General features: G+C 43.0%; 16 protein-coding genes. 14 read left to right on the top strand and 2 right to left on the bottom strand.

What is annotated here, in order from left to right:
- Positions 1 to 11 precede the first annotated feature (11 nt).
- The 14 genes from FB592_RS02335 to minJ all read left to right on the top strand — a co-directional run bounded on the left by FB592_RS02335 (position 12) and on the right by minJ (position 14,072).
- Positions 12 to 1,508, top strand: coding sequence for a flagellar hook-associated protein 2 (locus FB592_RS02335; RefSeq protein ID WP_141949233.1), 1,497 nt, complete (start codon positions 12 to 14; stop codon positions 1,506 to 1,508).
- Positions 1,509 to 1,529: 21 nt separating this feature from the next.
- Positions 1,530 to 1,931 (top strand): flagellar export chaperone FliS, encoded by a 402-nt coding sequence (gene fliS, locus FB592_RS02330; protein WP_014481041.1) that lies wholly within the window; start codon positions 1,530 to 1,532, stop codon positions 1,929 to 1,931.
- Entirely contained in the window at positions 1,928 to 2,269 is a 342-nt protein-coding gene (fliT, locus tag FB592_RS02325; RefSeq protein WP_014481040.1) for a flagella biosynthesis regulatory protein FliT, read from the top strand. Before fliS ends, fliT begins: the two co-directional genes overlap by 4 nt.
- A 9-nt stretch (positions 2,270 to 2,278) precedes the next feature.
- Positions 2,279 to 2,656, top strand: coding sequence for a DUF8042 domain-containing protein (locus FB592_RS02320; protein WP_003244377.1), 378 nt, complete (start codon positions 2,279 to 2,281; stop codon positions 2,654 to 2,656).
- A gap of 190 nt (positions 2,657 to 2,846) precedes the next feature.
- On the top strand, positions 2,847 to 3,416 hold the full coding sequence (hpf, locus tag FB592_RS02315; protein ID WP_003228031.1) for a ribosome hibernation promotion factor: 570 nt from the start codon (positions 2,847 to 2,849) through the stop codon (positions 3,414 to 3,416).
- 167 nt (positions 3,417 to 3,583) lie between these two features.
- A complete protein-coding gene (secA, locus tag FB592_RS02310; protein WP_003228033.1) occupies positions 3,584 to 6,109 on the top strand; it encodes a preprotein translocase subunit SecA in 2,526 nt (841 codons plus the stop codon).
- Positions 6,110 to 6,178: 69 nt separating this feature from the next.
- Positions 6,179 to 7,280 (top strand): peptide chain release factor 2 gene (prfB, locus tag FB592_RS02305; RefSeq protein ID WP_010886623.1). Its coding sequence is split into 2 segments (ribosomal slippage): positions 6,179 to 6,250 and positions 6,252 to 7,280, totalling 1,101 coding nucleotides; the frame shifts between segments, so codons are not numbered across the junction.
- 165 nt (positions 7,281 to 7,445) lie between these two features.
- Positions 7,446 to 8,291, top strand: coding sequence for a YitT family protein (locus FB592_RS02300; RefSeq protein WP_003242677.1), 846 nt, complete (start codon positions 7,446 to 7,448; stop codon positions 8,289 to 8,291).
- 48 nt (positions 8,292 to 8,339) lie between these two features.
- Positions 8,340 to 8,678, top strand: coding sequence for a cytochrome c551 (gene cccB / locus FB592_RS02295; protein WP_021480707.1), 339 nt, complete (start codon positions 8,340 to 8,342; stop codon positions 8,676 to 8,678).
- A 233-nt stretch (positions 8,679 to 8,911) separates the two neighbouring features.
- The gene (gene ftsE, locus FB592_RS02290) at positions 8,912 to 9,598 is read left to right on the top strand and encodes a cell division ATP-binding protein FtsE (protein ID WP_003228039.1); all 687 of its coding nucleotides are present in this window, start codon (positions 8,912 to 8,914) and stop codon (positions 9,596 to 9,598) included.
- Complete coding sequence (gene ftsX / locus FB592_RS02285) at positions 9,591 to 10,481, top strand: permease-like cell division protein FtsX (RefSeq protein ID WP_009968247.1); 891 nt, start codon at positions 9,591 to 9,593, stop codon at positions 10,479 to 10,481. Before ftsE ends, ftsX begins: the two co-directional genes overlap by 8 nt.
- A gap of 139 nt (positions 10,482 to 10,620) precedes the next feature.
- Positions 10,621 to 12,063, top strand: coding sequence for a carboxy-terminal processing protease CtpB (gene ctpB, locus FB592_RS02280; protein ID WP_014481034.1), 1,443 nt, complete (start codon positions 10,621 to 10,623; stop codon positions 12,061 to 12,063).
- Positions 12,064 to 12,446: 383 nt separating this feature from the next.
- A complete protein-coding gene (swrA, locus tag FB592_RS02275) occupies positions 12,447 to 12,800 on the top strand; it encodes a swarming motility protein SwrAA (RefSeq protein ID WP_015251121.1) in 354 nt (117 codons plus the stop codon).
- A 78-nt stretch (positions 12,801 to 12,878) separates the two neighbouring features.
- Entirely contained in the window at positions 12,879 to 14,072 is a 1,194-nt protein-coding gene (gene minJ, locus FB592_RS02270; RefSeq protein ID WP_003228042.1) for a cell division topological determinant MinJ, read from the top strand.
- Between the two features lie 47 nt (positions 14,073 to 14,119).
- Here the strand turns inward: minJ and FB592_RS02265 are convergent, their stop codons facing one another.
- Both FB592_RS02265 and FB592_RS02260 read right to left on the bottom strand, forming a co-directional pair.
- Positions 14,120 to 15,454 carry an MFS transporter gene (locus FB592_RS02265; protein ID WP_141949232.1) on the bottom strand — a complete coding sequence of 445 codons (1,335 nt, stop codon included), beginning with the start codon at positions 15,452 to 15,454 and terminating at the stop codon, positions 14,120 to 14,122.
- A gap of 30 nt (positions 15,455 to 15,484) precedes the next feature.
- The gene (locus FB592_RS02260; protein ID WP_003244088.1) at positions 15,485 to 16,054 is read right to left on the bottom strand and encodes a TetR/AcrR family transcriptional regulator; all 570 of its coding nucleotides are present in this window, start codon (positions 16,052 to 16,054) and stop codon (positions 15,485 to 15,487) included.
- Positions 16,055 to 16,071: the final 17 nt, after the last annotated feature.

Genomic DNA, 16,071 nt, shown 5'->3' with positions numbered 1-16,071 from the left:
AGTGGTTTGAGATGGTCACAAGAATAACAGGTCTGGCATCAGGAATGGATATAGATGATATTGTATCAAAGCTGATGCAGACAGAAAGAGCGCCGCTTGATAAGCTGAAGCAAAAAAAGCAGACTCTTGAATGGCAGCGTGACAGCTATCGTGAAGTCAATACAAAAATAAAAGAATTGCAAGATTATATGTCTAAAAATACGTTGACATATCCTAGCACGTATCAGAGCAAAACTGTGACAAGCTCTAATGAGTCTGTGTTAACTGCTACAGGAAGCGCAAGTGCACCAAACTCTTCTTCTACTGTTGAAGTGGCGAGCTTGGCAACCGCAGCAACGTATAAGGCAAACAATTATACGGGATACACACAAGGCGATTACAATTTGGCATTTAACGTTGTTGCGCCTGGCGAAACAACAGCAAAAACAGTGAACATTAGTGTGACGAGTGCCGATACGATTGATAATGTGATTTCTAAACTTAACAGCTCAGATCTAGGAGTATCAGCATTTAAAGATAAAATTTGGAATGGTACAGAGTACGTAGAAACGATTGCGTTTTCTTCTAAAGCAACAGGTGCAGGGGGAAGCATACAGGCAGCAGACTCTGCTACAGCTGACTTTATGTCCGGTCAGCTTGGTTTTTCTTTGGATGCTGATAATAAGCTCACTGCTTACAAAGAAGGCACAAATGCCAAAGTCACAATTAACGGCTTTGAAATGGAGAAGCTGACAAACAATTTCACGGTGAATGGTGTTACTTACTCGATTAAAAATACAACTGCAGCCACAGGCCCTGTTACCACATCTGTTTCTACTGATGTTGACGGGATTTATAACCAAATCAAAGAGTTTGTAGATAAATACAATGAAATGGTTGACAGCCTGAATGAAAAGCTGAAAGAAGAAAAATACCGAGACTATACTCCGTTGACAAGTGAACAAAAAGAAGCCATGTCCGATAAAGAGGTAGAGCTCTGGGAGGAGAAGGCGAAAAGCGGATTGCTTAGAAATGATTCCAGCATCAGCACCGGCACGAACCAAATGCGGACTGACTTTTATACTCAAGTTAATGCGGATGGGAAAACCTATCAATTGACAGAATTTGGCATAACAACCTCAAGTGCTTACCAAATGCGGGGTCATTTAGAGATTAATGAAGACAAGCTGAAAGCCAAAATACAAGAAGATCCGCAAAGCGTTGCCGCCTTATTTACAAGCGGAACGAACAGCAGCGCCTATAGTGATAAAGGGATTATGAAACGCATCGGTGACACCCTAAAAAGTACGGTGAAGAGCATTGAAGCAAAAGCCGGCAACTCGACAATGGGAACCAATGATTATTCAATCGGTAAAAATTTAAATACGATCAGCACTGATATTACCAAAATGCAGGACCGGTTGACTACAATAGAAAACCGCTATTATTCAAAATTCAGTGCAATGGATTCTGCGATTCAAAAAATGAACGAACAAGCGTCCTATTTATCACAGCTTCTTGTACAATAAATGTAATTTGGAGGATGACACATGGCGATCCAAAATCCATATACAGCCTATCAGCAAAATTCAGTGAATACGGCTACACCCGGGGAGCTGACGCTTATGCTGTATAATGGCTGTTTAAAATTTATAAGACTTGCCTCTCAGGCCATTGAGAATGATGATATGGAACGTAAAAATGAGAATCTGATTAAAGCGCAAAATATTATTCAGGAATTAAATTTTACACTTAACCGTAACATAGAGCTTTCCGCTTCCATGGGTGCGATGTACGATTATATGTATCGAAGATTGGTACAGGCAAATATCAAAAATGATACGGGCATGCTGGCTGAGGTTGAAGGCTATGTAACAGATTTTCGCGATGCTTGGAAACAGGCAATTCAAAGTGAGCGGAAGGACCGGCACGGATCAGGCGGGATCGCATGAATAACATAGATCAACTATACACTGAGACGAAGAGTATGCTGTCACACATACAAAATACGCCGGAAAGCGATGAGCTTTTAAAACAAATTGAAGACTTTGTGGCTAAACGGTCTGAACTGATTCAGGAGATATCTCTGCCGCTTTCAGAAGAAGAGCGAAAGCAGATGAAGCTAGTGCTGACATGGGATCAGCTTATTGTGAAGGAAATGGAACGACTGAAGCAGTCAATCGCAGCAGAACTTCAGCAGATGAAAAGAAAACGTGTGATGCATACGACGTATTTAAACCCTTATAACAACATTACGATTGACGGCACATATTATGACAAGCGTAAATAGGTGAGTGCCTTGAAGAGCATTGAAGATTATACGCTTTTATCAGCTTATTATCATCTTCTTTTTACCATCGAAGAGGGGTTGTGTTATTTGATAGAGGCTGAAGAGAATTTATCAAAAACAGAAGGGGATCGGATCTACCAAGATCTGATCCAAGCCTTTTTTTATTTGGATTCAACACATTCAACACTTCTCTTCATTATGGATTCGCGGTGTGCTGAAATTTGTGTTAAAGCATTTGACCAAATTTTTGCGGAGTTTGATCAATTGGTCTCTTTCTCTTTTCCCTCTCATGAGTTCTGTGAGTATTTAAAGGAACATTTTCTGATTCATTATAGAAAATGGATGCTGTCTATTCATCAATGTATGGAACCCTTTTTAATCAATTAGGCGTGTGTGAGGTATTTGTTTCGTTCAATCAGCATATACATATACCTCCGAACCGCCAATAACAAAGCAAATACAAACAAAATTCGACAAAGTTCACTGAATTTTCACAAAAGATTTATGTTTCAGCAGGAATTGTAAAGGGTAAAAGAGAAATAGATACATATCCTTAATAAAAGGGAGGCGTTCTTTGATGAACTATAACATCAGAGGAGAAAATATTGAAGTGACACCCGCGTTAAAGGATCATGTCGAGAGGAAGATCGGCAAGCTGGAGCGCTATTTTGACCATAGCGTGGATGCTGATGTGAACGTCAACTTGAAGTTTTACAATGACAAGGAGTCTAAGGTTGAGGTTACGATTCCGATGACAGATCTGGCGCTTCGGTCCGAGGTGCATAACGAGGATATGTACAACGCAATTGATCTCGCAACAAACAAACTGGAACGTCAAATCCGTAAGCATAAAACGAAAGTAAACCGTAAATTCCGTGAGCAGGGCTCTCCAAAATATTTATTGGCAAACGGTCTTGGCTCTGATACAGATATTGCGGTTCAGGATGACATAGAAGAGGAGGAGAGCTTGGACATCGTCCGTCAGAAACGCTTTAATTTAAAGCCGATGGATAGTGAAGAAGCGATCTTGCAAATGAATATGCTCGGCCATAATTTCTTTGTTTTCACAAATGCGGAAACAAACCTTACAAATGTCGTGTACCGCAGAAATGACGGGAAATATGGCTTAATTGAACCGACTGAATAATGAAGAGAAGCCTTCCGTGATGTCCGCGGAAGGTTTTTGTTTTTCTTATTTGCAAATTCTTTGGAAATAACAAAAGGTATGATATGATAATGAGAGGTATACATGGACTAGTAAATTATTTATACATGCCTTTAAAATAGGCATGTGAAGATAGAGGAGCGTTATAAATGCTTGGAATTTTAAATAAAATGTTTGATCCAACAAAACGTACGCTGAATAGATACGAAAAAATTGCTAACGATATTGATGCGATTCGCGGAGACTATGAAAATCTCTCTGACGACGCGTTGAAACATAAAACAATTGAATTTAAAGAGCGTCTTGAAAAAGGGGCGACAACGGATGATCTTCTTGTTGAAGCTTTCGCTGTTGTTCGAGAAGCTTCACGCCGCGTAACAGGCATGTTTCCGTTTAAAGTCCAGCTCATGGGGGGCGTGGCGCTTCATGACGGAAATATAGCGGAAATGAAAACAGGGGAAGGGAAAACATTAACGTCTACCCTGCCTGTTTATTTAAATGCGTTAACAGGTAAAGGCGTACACGTCGTGACTGTCAACGAATACTTGGCAAGCCGTGACGCTGAGCAAATGGGGAAAATTTTTGAGTTTCTCGGTTTGACTGTCGGTTTGAATTTAAACTCAATGTCAAAAGACGAAAAACGGGAAGCTTATGCCGCTGATATTACTTACTCCACAAACAACGAGCTTGGCTTCGATTATTTGCGTGACAATATGGTTCTTTATAAAGAGCAGATGGTTCAGCGCCCGCTTCATTTTGCGGTAATAGATGAAGTTGACTCTATTTTAATTGATGAAGCGAGAACACCGCTTATCATTTCTGGACAAGCCGCCAAATCCACTAAGCTGTACGTACAGGCAAATGCTTTTGTCCGCACGTTAAAAGCGGAGAAGGATTACACGTACGATATCAAAACTAAAGCTGTACAGCTTACTGAAGAAGGAATGACGAAGGCGGAAAAAGCGTTCGGCATCGATAACCTCTTTGATGTGAAGCATGTCGCGCTCAACCACCATATCAACCAGGCCTTAAAAGCTCACGTTGCGATGCAAAAGGACGTTGACTATGTAGTGGAAGACGGACAGGTTGTTATTGTTGATTCCTTCACGGGACGTTTGATGAAAGGCCGCCGCTACAGTGAGGGGCTTCACCAAGCGATTGAAGCGAAGGAAGGGCTTGAGATTCAAAACGAAAGCATGACCTTGGCGACGATTACGTTCCAAAATTACTTCCGGATGTACGAAAAACTTGCCGGTATGACGGGTACAGCTAAGACAGAGGAAGAAGAATTCCGCAACATCTACAACATGCAGGTTGTCACGATCCCTACCAACAGGCCTGTTGTCCGTGATGACCGCCCGGATTTAATTTACCGCACGATGGAAGGAAAGTTTAAGGCAGTTGCGGAGGATGTCGCACAGCGTTACATGACGGGACAGCCTGTTCTCGTCGGTACGGTTGCCGTTGAAACATCTGAATTGATTTCTAAGCTGCTTAAAAACAAAGGAATTCCGCATCAAGTGTTAAATGCCAAAAACCATGAACGTGAAGCGCAGATCATTGAAGAGGCCGGCCAAAAAGGCGCAGTTACGATTGCGACTAACATGGCGGGGCGCGGAACGGACATTAAGCTTGGCGAAGGTGTAAAAGAGCTTGGCGGACTCGCTGTTGTCGGAACAGAACGACATGAATCACGCCGGATTGACAATCAGCTTCGAGGTCGTTCCGGACGTCAGGGAGACCCGGGGATTACTCAATTTTATCTTTCTATGGAGGATGAATTGATGCGCAGATTCGGAGCTGAGCGGACAATGGCGATGCTTGACCGCTTCGGCATGGACGACTCTACTCCAATTCAAAGCAAAATGGTATCTCGCGCGGTTGAATCGTCACAAAAACGCGTCGAAGGCAATAACTTCGATTCGCGTAAACAGCTTCTGCAATATGATGATGTTCTCCGCCAGCAGCGTGAGGTCATTTATAAGCAGCGCTTTGAAGTCATTGACTCTGAAAACCTGCGTGAAATCGTTGAAAATATGATCAAGTCTTCTCTCGAACGCGCAATTGCAGCCTATACGCCAAGAGAAGAGCTTCCTGAGGAGTGGAAGCTTGACGGTCTAGTTGATCTTATCAACACAACTTATCTTGATGAAGGTGCGCTTGAGAAGAGCGATATCTTCGGGAAAGAACCGGATGAAATGCTTGAGCTCATTATGGATCGCATCATCACAAAATATAATGAGAAGGAAGAGCAATTCGGCAAAGAGCAAATGCGCGAATTCGAAAAAGTTATCGTTCTTCGTGCCGTTGATTCTAAATGGATGGATCATATTGATGCGATGGATCAGCTCCGCCAAGGGATTCACCTTCGTGCTTATGCGCAGACGAACCCGCTTCGTGAGTATCAAATGGAAGGCTTTGCGATGTTTGAGCATATGATTGAATCAATTGAGGACGAAGTCGCAAAATTTGTGATGAAAGCTGAGATTGAAAACAATCTGGAGCGTGAAGAGGTTGTACAAGGCCAAACAACAGCTCATCAGCCGCAAGAAGGCGACGATAACAAAAAAGCAAAGAAAGCACCGGTTCGCAAAGTGGTTGATATCGGACGAAATGCCCCATGCCACTGCGGAAGCGGGAAAAAATATAAAAATTGCTGCGGCCGTACTGAATAGTTCGCCCCGGCAAGTTTACTGACCGCGGCGCCTGCAGGCGCCTGCGGATCTTTTAATGAGGTGAATGAAATGGAATTATCAGAAATCAGAGCAGAGCTCGAAAATATGGCTTCTCGTTTAGCGGACTTTAGGGGGTCTCTTTGACCTCGAATCAAAGGAGGCCCGCATTGCTGAGCTAGATGAACAAATGGCTGATCCGGAATTCTGGAATGATCAGCAAAAAGCTCAAACGGTTATAAATGAAGCAAACGGTTTAAAGGATTATGTCAATTCGTATAAAAAATTGAATGAATCCCACGAAGAATTACAAATGACTCATGATCTTTTGAAAGAAGAGCCGGACACTGATCTCCAGCTTGAGCTTGAAAAAGAACTAAAATCATTAACAAAAGAGTTCAATGAGTTTGAGCTTCAGCTTCTTCTCAGCGAGCCGTATGATAAAAATAACGCGATTTTAGAACTGCACCCTGGTGCTGGCGGTACAGAGTCACAGGACTGGGGCTCTATGCTTCTTAGAATGTATACAAGATGGGGAGAGCGCCGCGGCTTTAAAGTAGAAACACTCGATTACCTTCCAGGTGACGAGGCTGGAATCAAGTCAGTGACATTGCTCATCAAAGGACACAACGCTTACGGGTATCTCAAAGCAGAAAAAGGTGTCCATCGTCTTGTGCGGATCTCACCATTTGATTCATCAGGCCGCCGCCACACATCTTTCGTTTCATGTGAAGTCATGCCTGAATTTAACGATGAAATTGATATTGATATTCGTACGGAGGATATTAAAGTTGACACGTACCGTGCAAGCGGCGCGGGCGGACAGCACGTCAATACGACGGATTCAGCCGTTCGGATTACTCACTTGCCGACGAACGTAGTTGTGACATGCCAAACGGAGCGCTCACAAATTAAAAACCGTGAAAGAGCCATGAAAATGCTGAAGGCCAAGCTGTATCAGCGCAGAATTGAAGAGCAGCAGGCAGAGCTGGATGAAATTCGCGGTGAACAAAAAGAAATCGGCTGGGGCAGCCAAATCCGTTCTTATGTATTCCATCCGTATTCCATGGTAAAAGACCATCGGACCAATACAGAAATGGGGAACGTTCAAGCTGTAATGGATGGTGACATTGATACGTTTATTGATGCCTACCTGCGTTCTAAGCTTTCATAAGCTGAAAAACACACCTGATGCATACGGGTGTGTTTTTTTATTCCTTATATCCTTGATTTCACTGCTGCTTTAGCATATTACCACTGTATTTGGGTGTTATTTACATCTAATCAGGGAAGGATTAAAATGCTATCGGAGAGCATTGGAAGAAACGGAGGATATATGATGGACGTACGGAATAAAACATTGTGGATTTTGCGGGATTATGTATACATATTGATAGGAGCAGCGATTACGGCCGTGTCCTTTAATGTATTTTTGCTTCCGAATAAGATTGCCGCCGGCGGTGTCAGTGGGATCAGTACGATTTTACAATCATATGGTTTTGAAGCAGCGTATGTACAGTGGATTATTAATATCCCTTTATTTATTGCTGGCGTCATTTTGCTCGGCGGGAAATTTGGACTAAAGACGCTTGCAGGTTCTGTGTTTTTGCCGCTAGTAGTGTTTCTGACAAGGGATATTCAGCCCGCCACTCATCATGAACTCTTGGCGGCGATTTTTGGCGGTGTCGGGATAGGTATCGGAATTGGTATTGTGTACTTAGGGAAAGGTTCGACGGGAGGTACAGCCTTGGCTGCACAGATCATTCATAAGTACTCCGGTCTGTCATTGGGGAAGTGCCTCGCCATCATTGACGGAATGATTGTTGTTACGGCTATGATCGTATTTAATATTGAGCAAGGCTTATATGCCATGCTTGGCGTCTATGTGTCCAGCAAAACCATTGATGTTGTGCAAGTCGGCTTTAATCGTTCAAAAATGGCACTCATCATTACAAAGCAGGAGCAGGCTGTCAAGGAGGCTGTCTTACAGAAGATTGACAGAGGCGTGACAAAAATTTCTGCAGTCGGCGGATATACTGACGATGACCGTCCGATTTTAATGTGCGTGGTTGGGCAAACTGAATTCACCAAATTGAAACAAATCGTCAAACAGATTGATGAGTCAGCTTTTGTGATTGTAGCAGACGCGAGCGAGGTGCTGGGCGAGGGTTTCAAACGCGCTTAAACGAGGTTATAATATGGAAGAGATCGTAAAGGAGTTGTGCTTCTCAACATGAAATCAAAGTTATCGATACTAATGATTGGATTTGCGCTTTCTGTTCTGTTGGCTGCCTGCGGATCAAACGATGCAAAAGAAGAGAAGGCAGACACCGGCAGCAAGACGGAAGCCACTGCATCTGAAGGGGAAGAGTTATATCAGCAAAGCTGCGTAGGCTGCCACGGCAAGGATTTAGAAGGTGTGTCAGGGCCTAATCTCCAAGAGGTCGGAGGCAAATACGATGAACACAAAATTGAAAGCATTATTAAAAACGGCCGCGGCAATATGCCAAAGGGGCTTGTAGAGGATAACGAAGCCGCTGTTATTGCCAAATGGCTGTCAGAAAAAAAGTAAGATAAAAACATCCTTGCCGAGTGCCGGCAAGGATGTTTTTATGCCTTGACAATATGAATGAAAAGAAACTGTAATAGTATTATGTCTAAATTTGACGTATAATGAAGTGTATTGAAAAAGGGAACTTTCAGATTTTTCATCTTTTTACAAATGAATGGGTCATAAATTGTCGAATGCATTCGAAGAGTATGACCGTGTGATAGATAAAATGATATAAAAGATTAGGTGATTTCATGATAGAGATGAAGGAAGTATATAAAGCCTATCCGAACGGCGTAAAAGCGCTCAATGGGATTTCTGTTACCATTCATCCCGGCGAGTTTGTGTATGTTGTTGGTCCGAGCGGAGCAGGTAAATCTACTTTTATTAAAATGATTTACAGAGAAGAAAAACCGACAAAAGGACAAATTTTAATCAATCATAAAGATCTCGCGACAATTAAAGAAAAAGAGATTCCTTTCGTGCGCCGCAAAATAGGCGTTGTCTTTCAGGATTTCAAGCTTCTTCCGAAACTTACTGTTTTTGAAAATGTGGCATTTGCCCTTGAAGTGATTGGAGAACAGCCGTCTGTCATTAAGAAACGAGTGCTTGAAGTGCTTGATCTCGTGCAGCTGAAGCATAAAGCGCGACAATTTCCTGACCAGCTTTCAGGCGGGGAGCAGCAGCGTGTATCTATTGCAAGATCAATTGTGAATAACCCTGATGTTGTCATTGCTGATGAACCGACAGGAAACCTTGATCCGGATACGTCTTGGGAAGTCATGAAGACGCTGGAGGAAATTAACAACCGCGGGACAACAGTCGTGATGGCGACACATAATAAAGAAATCGTAAACACCATGAAGAAACGTGTCATTGCAATCGAAGATGGTATCATTGTGCGTGATGAGTCAAGAGGGGAGTATGGTTCATATGATTAAAATTCTCGGGCGCCACTTGCGTGAGAGTTTTAAATCTCTCGGGAGAAACACATGGATGACATTTGCATCCATTAGTGCTGTAACCGTTACGCTGATTTTAGTCGGCGTGTTTTTAGTGATTATGCTGAATTTGAATAACATGGCCACGAATGCTGAAAAACAAGTTGAAATCAAAGTGCTGATTGATCTGACTGCAGATCAGAAGGCACAGGACAAGCTTCAGAACGATATTAAGGAACTGAAGGGCATTCAGAGTGTTACTTTTTCATCTAAAGAAAAAGAGCTTGACCAGCTGGTTGACAGTTTTGGTGACAGCGGAAAATCCCTGACAATGAAGGATCAGGAAAACCCGCTTAATGATGCGTTTGTCGTCAAAACGACAGATCCGCATGATACGCCGAACGTGGCGAAAAAGATCGAAAAAATGGATCATGTTTATAAAGTCACTTATGGAAAAGAAGAGGTCAGCCGTTTGTTTAAAGTGGTCGGCGTTTCCCGCAACATTGGAATCGCGTTAATTATCGGCCTGGTATTTACGGCGATGTTCTTAATTTCCAACACCATTAAAATTACAATTTTCGCAAGAAGAAAAGAAATTGAAATCATGAAGCTTGTCGGCGCGACAAACTGGTTTATCCGCTGGCCGTTTTTCCTTGAAGGATTGCTGCTAGGCGTATTCGGTTCTGTGATTCCGATTGCACTGGTGCTGAGCACTTACCAATACGTCATCGGATGGGTCGTTCCAAAGGTTCAAGGATCATTTGTCTCTCTTCTTCCTTATAATCCATTTGTATTCCAAGTTTCGCTAGTGCTGATTGCAATCGGCGCAGTAATTGGAGTATGGGGAAGTCTGACTTCCATCCGCAAGTTTTTGCGAGTATAAAGTGAAAAAGCCGTTCCGCTTTCGGGACGGCTTTTCATTTGCCTTCTTTTTCTTCTATGATTACATGAAATCTCCATCCTTTACATATACTATCTCTAGGTTTTGGTAAAGACAGTCTGGCATACAGGAGGAGTAAAGGATGAATCAAAAAATAATGGCTGTGATAGCAGCAGGGAGCATGCTGTTCGGAGGCGCCGGTGTATATGCGGGAATCAACCTGCTTGAGATGGATAAGCCCCAGACTGCAGCAGTTCCCGCGACGGCACAAGCTGACTCTGAACGGGATAAAGCTATGGACAAAATCGAAAAAGCGTATGAGTTAATTTCGAATGAGTACGTAGAAAAAGTAGATAGAGAAAAGCTGCTCGAGGGAGCCATCCAGGGAATGCTGTCTACGCTAAATGATCCTTATTCTGTTTACATGGATAAGCAGACAGCTAAGCAATTTTCTGATTCTCTTGATTCCTCATTTGAAGGCATCGGGGCTGAGGTTGGCATGGAAGACGGCAAAATTATTATTGTTTCCCCATTCAAGAAATCGCCAGCGGAAAAAGCCGGGTTGAAGCCTAATGATGAAATTATCAGCATCAATGGAGAATCGATGGCCGGCAAGGATTTAAACCACGCTGTGTTAAAAATAAGAGGAAAAAAAGGGTCCAGCGTTTCAATGAAGATTCAGCGGCCTGGAACGAAGAAGCAGCTGTCATTCCGGATCAAGAGAGCTGAGATTCCGCTCGAAACGGTTTTTGCATCAGAGAAAAAAGTACAGGGGCATTCTGTCGGATATATTGCCATCTCTACTTTTTCTGAGCACACCGCAGAGGATTTTGCAAAAGCGCTGAGGGAGCTTGAGAAAAAAGAAATAGAAGGACTTGTCATTGATGTACGCGGCAACCCGGGCGGGTATCTTCAAAGTGTGGAAGAAATTCTTAAGCATTTCGTTACAAAGGATCAGCCGTATATTCAGATTGCTGAACGCAATGGGGATAAAAAACGTTATTTTTCAACATTGACCCATAAAAAAGCGTACCCTGTCAATGTGATTACGGATAAAGGAAGTGCCTCTGCATCAGAAATTCTTGCCGGTGCATTAAAGGAAGCTGGCCATTATGATGTTGTAGGCGATACGTCTTTTGGAAAGGGAACGGTTCAACAGGCTGTGCCAATGGGGGACGGCAGCAACATCAAATTAACGCTTTACAAGTGGCTGACGCCAAATGGAAACTGGATTCATAAGAAAGGAATTGAACCGACCATTGCGATTAAGCAGCCCGATTATTTTTCCGCCGGGCCTTTACAGCTGAAAGAGCCGCTTAAAGTGGACATGAACAATGAAGACGTCAAGCATGCGCAGGTATTGTTAAAAGGTCTCAGCTTTGATCCGGGACGTGAGGATGGCTATTTCAGCAAAGACATGAAAAAAGCGGTTATGGCTTTTCAGGATCAAAACAAGCTGAATAAAACCGGTGTGATCGACACTCGCACTGCAGAGACATTAAACCGGCAGATAGAAAAGAAAAAATCAGATGAAAAAAATGATTTGCAGCTTCAAACAGCATTGAAATCATTATTTGTCAATTAAAGGAGATGGTATTCCATCTCCTGTTTCTTTGTGCTTAAAGAGATTATGGATCATAAGTCACATAAAAAATGAGTTTTTGACAAGAAATTAAAAAAATTTTCACAAATAAACATTTATAAAGGACTGTTATTACCCGATATCAATATATGAGAGAGACTTTCTAACGAGTTAATATGCATTTAAAATGAAACTTTTGCAAGTTGCCTAGTCTTTGTTTACTTCATACAATATAAGAAGGTTCTAAAAAGAACAGTAATCAGGTTAATGGCAGCTGAACGACAGGTATTTAAAGAGTAACGTTAGCGAGAATGCTTGTTAGCACTCCAGTACTGCTGCTTATACTGGCCCGTGCTTATCTGTATAAAGAAAATGGGGGTTCACAATTGAAGAGGGCAAGTATTGTGCGTGAAAAAAAATATTATGAATTAGTGGAACAATTAAAAGACAGAACACAAGACGTAACATTTTCAGCTACAAAAGCACTAAGTCTTCTTATGCTGTTCAGCAGATATTTGGTCAATTACACCAATGTCGAATCAGTAAATGACATTAATGAGGAATGCGCCAAACATTATTTTAACTACTTAATGAAAAATCATAAGCGATTAGGAATTAATCTGACAGATATAAAAAGGTCGATGCATCTAATCAGCGGGTTATTGGATGTGGATGTAAACCACTATTTAAAGGATTTTTCACTATCGAATGTCACGCTGTGGATGACGCAAGAGAGATAAACTCTCCTGAGGATATCCAAGCCATTTAATATTTGATAGAATATAAGTAACATGTTTGGCTTGAGGCGGTGAGAGATAGTGTCTGTTCAATGGGGAATTGAACTGTTAAAAAGCGCGGGCCTGTTCTTCTTACACCCGCTTTTCTGGTTTTTTATCATCATAACCCTGGCTTTCGGCTATGTAAGAATCAAACGGGAACGAAAAACCTTTCATACAAGAATAGCAGATATTTATGATGATCTGAAATTTACATATACAAAGGGACTGATTCCAGGTCTTCTTTTGTCAGTTATTTTAGGTGGACTCGGAATATCGATTCCTCTCGGTTTACTTGCGATTATTGCCGTTATCACTGCAGCGGCAGCGTTCACTCTTCGCGCAAACTGGATGTCTGCTGCATATATCGTCAGTGTGAGTATGCTGATAGGTTTTGGACTGCAAATATATCAGGCGGAGCCCTTTCTGGAGAGATTTCCGCAAGGATTTGCAGTTGTTTGGCCGGCTGTAGCTGTGTTTCTAGGTTTGCTGATTATCACTGAAGGAGCGGTTGCTTATCGTTCTGCGCATGTGAGAACATCACCGGCACTTGTCGTAAGCAGCCGCGGTTTGCCGATCGGACAGCAGCTGGCAAACCGGGTTTGGCTTTTGCCGCTGTTCCTTCTCGTGCCCGGTAATGGTTTAGAATCGCACCTTAGCTGGTGGCCCGTGTTTACTGTTCCCGGCGGCTCATTCCATTTTCTATGGATTCCTTACTTTGTCGGATTTGGACAAAGGGTACAGGGATCGCTGCCTGAAACGAGTATAAGGATCACAGCGAAACGCGTTTGTATTCTCGGTCTTGCCGTCGCAGTTCTCGGTGCAGCGAGCTTACTGTGGACGCCGCTTGCGGGTGCAGCGGTCTGTACTGCTTTGTTAGGGCGCATTTTTCTGTCCATAAAGCAAAGAGTGAATGATAACGCGGCTCCGTTTTATTTCTCGAAAAGGGATCAGGGCTTAATGGTGCTTGGGATTATCCCCAATACGCCGGCTGAGGATCTGGAATTGAAAATCGGGGAAATCATAACGAAAGTCAATGGCATACCGGTTAAGAACGTTTCTGATTTCTATGAAGCGCTTCAGCATAACCGTGCATATGTAAAGCTTGAAATTATCGGTTTGAATGGAGAAATTCGTTTTGACCAGCGAGCTTCTTATGAAGGAGAACATCATGAATTGGGCATCCTCTTCGTAAAGGATGACCGTGAAGACGAAGCAGCCGCTTCTGGATCATAAAAGGCAGCCCGGCACCGCAGGAAGATGCGATGCCGGGCTGTTTTGTGTTACGCTGAGTTTTTTTCTATCCGTGCCGTTTCATCAGATTTGATGCCCAATGAAACAAAAACGCCGATGATGGCTACAGCAAAGAGAATCATAAATAGGGTGTGATATCCCGAAATCAGGCCAATTAAGGCTGATGAAATGATGCTTCCGAAATAACGGAAGGTCGAGAAAATCCCGGATGCCACTCCTGACATACCGGGGTCTACTGTGGCAAGGGATGAAACCTGCATGCTGGTCAGACCGACTCCGGAAGCGAGCCCGCCAAGGATAAGAGAGAGCATAAGGAACAAGACAGAATGCGAGCTGCTTAACAGCAGAAATAATAGATTCGCACCAGCCATCATGGCAAATGAAAGCAAAATGATTTTTTTTGCTCCCCATTTGTGATGGAGCTGCGCGCCCACCCAGTTGCTGGCTGACATGAAGATCGAAAATACAGAAAGCGCCATCCCGCTGTTAGACGTATTAAGCCCAAATTGGTTCGTCATAAATAACGGCATAATCAATAAGACGGCATACATCATCAAATTGCTTAACAAGACTGATAGATTCGCATTTGTAAAGGTTGAGCTTTTAAACAGTGCAAAGTCAATGATAGGGTGCTTGGTACGTTTTTCTCTTCTGAAAAAAAGCGGAACAAAAAGAAGTATCAATACACTGTATACCGCATATCCCCATGGAGCCTCATTTTTCGTCAGCAGGATAATTGAAACGATGCTGCCTGCAAGCAAGAGAGAGCCGATGATATCCAGCGGCGCGTCAGATTTATTTTCTTTATATTGAGGAAACATCGTTAATGCCGTAAATAAAGCAATAGCGAGGAACGGGATGTTGACCCAAAAAATCGAATGCCAGCTGAAGCTGTCAATCAGTATAGAGCCGATAAAAGGCCCGAGTGCTGCACCAAGTCCCGCGCCCAGTCCGAAAAATCCAAACACTTTCGGTAGGCGTTTTTCAGAAACAACATGCCGGATAATGGCAATGCTGTTTGGCGTAAGCAATGCCCCGCCGACAGCCTGCAATGCCCGAAAAACAATTAACAGGAGCAGACTCGGTGAAAGGGCGCAGCCTAGAGATGCGATTAGAAAAAGGCCGACTCCCCATAAGTACATTGTTTTATTGCCGTACATGTCACCGAGCTTTCCTGCAATCGGCTGTGTGACTGCCATCACGATTAAATAAACGGTAACCACCCAAGTGATGCTTGCGATGGACTCGTTATACGTATGGGAAATAGATGAGAGCGCGACCGCGATCATCGTTGAATTAATGGGAGCCAGAATGGCCCCCAATAATAGCGAGACGATCAGCGCCCATTCTTTTCTTGAGCTCATTGGGATCCTCCTTTTTATTATGCCAAGGAGTTAATCAGCAGAAATTCCTTTGACAAATAGAGCTGTGCTGTGCTCCAGCATTTTTTCCTGGGGCATTGATATGACCCGGTCTCCTAAGTGGAGACGGTGAATGAAATAACCGAAGATAATCGACATGAACACGTCGGCATGCTCCGCTTCATTTCCTGTCTGAATAACCCCTTTCTCACCCATTGTTTTGAGATAATCAACCAATAGCTGTTTCATAGATTGGGGATATTCAGTGACGTGGTTAATGACATCCTGAAACATGGCCGGTTCACGAAAGCTGATTTTAATGATATCTTTTCTATGTTCGAGCTCCTCCAAGAGACAGGTTCCGATATGAAGCAGGTCTTTGTACAAATCCCCTTCTGTTTGTTCCAAAATGCTGCCTCTGTTTGAAGAATGCTGAGAAAGCAAAGCCTCAACTAGTCCTTGTTTGTTTTTAAAGTTCCTGAAAATCGTCGCTTCACTTACATTTGCTTTTTCTGCAATTTCTTTTGTAGTTGTTGCGCGATATCCTTTTTTGACGAGCAGCTGCATGGCAGCGTCAAGGATTCTCTTGTTTGTCGGTCTCAATACGTTTCACCTCACGA

The organism is Bacillus sp. SJZ110 (assembly GCF_006715455.1).
GTDB lineage: Bacteria > Bacillota > Bacilli > Bacillales > Bacillaceae > Bacillus > Bacillus subtilis.
Note: the sequence above shows the minus strand (reverse complement) of the source record. Positions and strands in the feature narration are given on the sequence as shown.

Excerpts from the sequence above, each read along its gene's own strand:
- cccB (WP_021480707.1), top strand. The coding sequence starts at position 8,340 with ATGAAATCAAAGTTATCGATACTAATGATTGGATTTGCGCTTTCTGTT.
- fliS (WP_014481041.1), top strand. The coding sequence starts at position 1,530 with ATGGCGATCCAAAATCCATATACAGCCTATCAGCAAAATTCAGTGAAT.
- secA (WP_003228033.1), top strand. The coding sequence starts at position 3,584 with ATGCTTGGAATTTTAAATAAAATGTTTGATCCAACAAAACGTACGCTG.
- ftsE (WP_003228039.1), top strand. The coding sequence starts at position 8,912 with ATGATAGAGATGAAGGAAGTATATAAAGCCTATCCGAACGGCGTAAAA.
- FB592_RS02335 (WP_141949233.1), top strand. The coding sequence starts at position 12 with ATGGTCACAAGAATAACAGGTCTGGCATCAGGAATGGATATAGATGAT.
- ctpB (WP_014481034.1), top strand. The coding sequence starts at position 10,621 with ATGAATCAAAAAATAATGGCTGTGATAGCAGCAGGGAGCATGCTGTTC.
- FB592_RS02265 (WP_141949232.1), bottom strand. The coding sequence starts at position 15,454 with ATGAGCTCAAGAAAAGAATGGGCGCTGATCGTCTCGCTATTATTGGGG.
- fliT (WP_014481040.1), top strand. The coding sequence starts at position 1,928 with ATGAATAACATAGATCAACTATACACTGAGACGAAGAGTATGCTGTCA.
- hpf (WP_003228031.1), top strand. The coding sequence starts at position 2,847 with ATGAACTATAACATCAGAGGAGAAAATATTGAAGTGACACCCGCGTTA.
- FB592_RS02300 (WP_003242677.1), top strand. The coding sequence starts at position 7,446 with ATGGACGTACGGAATAAAACATTGTGGATTTTGCGGGATTATGTATAC.
- ftsX (WP_009968247.1), top strand. The coding sequence starts at position 9,591 with ATGATTAAAATTCTCGGGCGCCACTTGCGTGAGAGTTTTAAATCTCTC.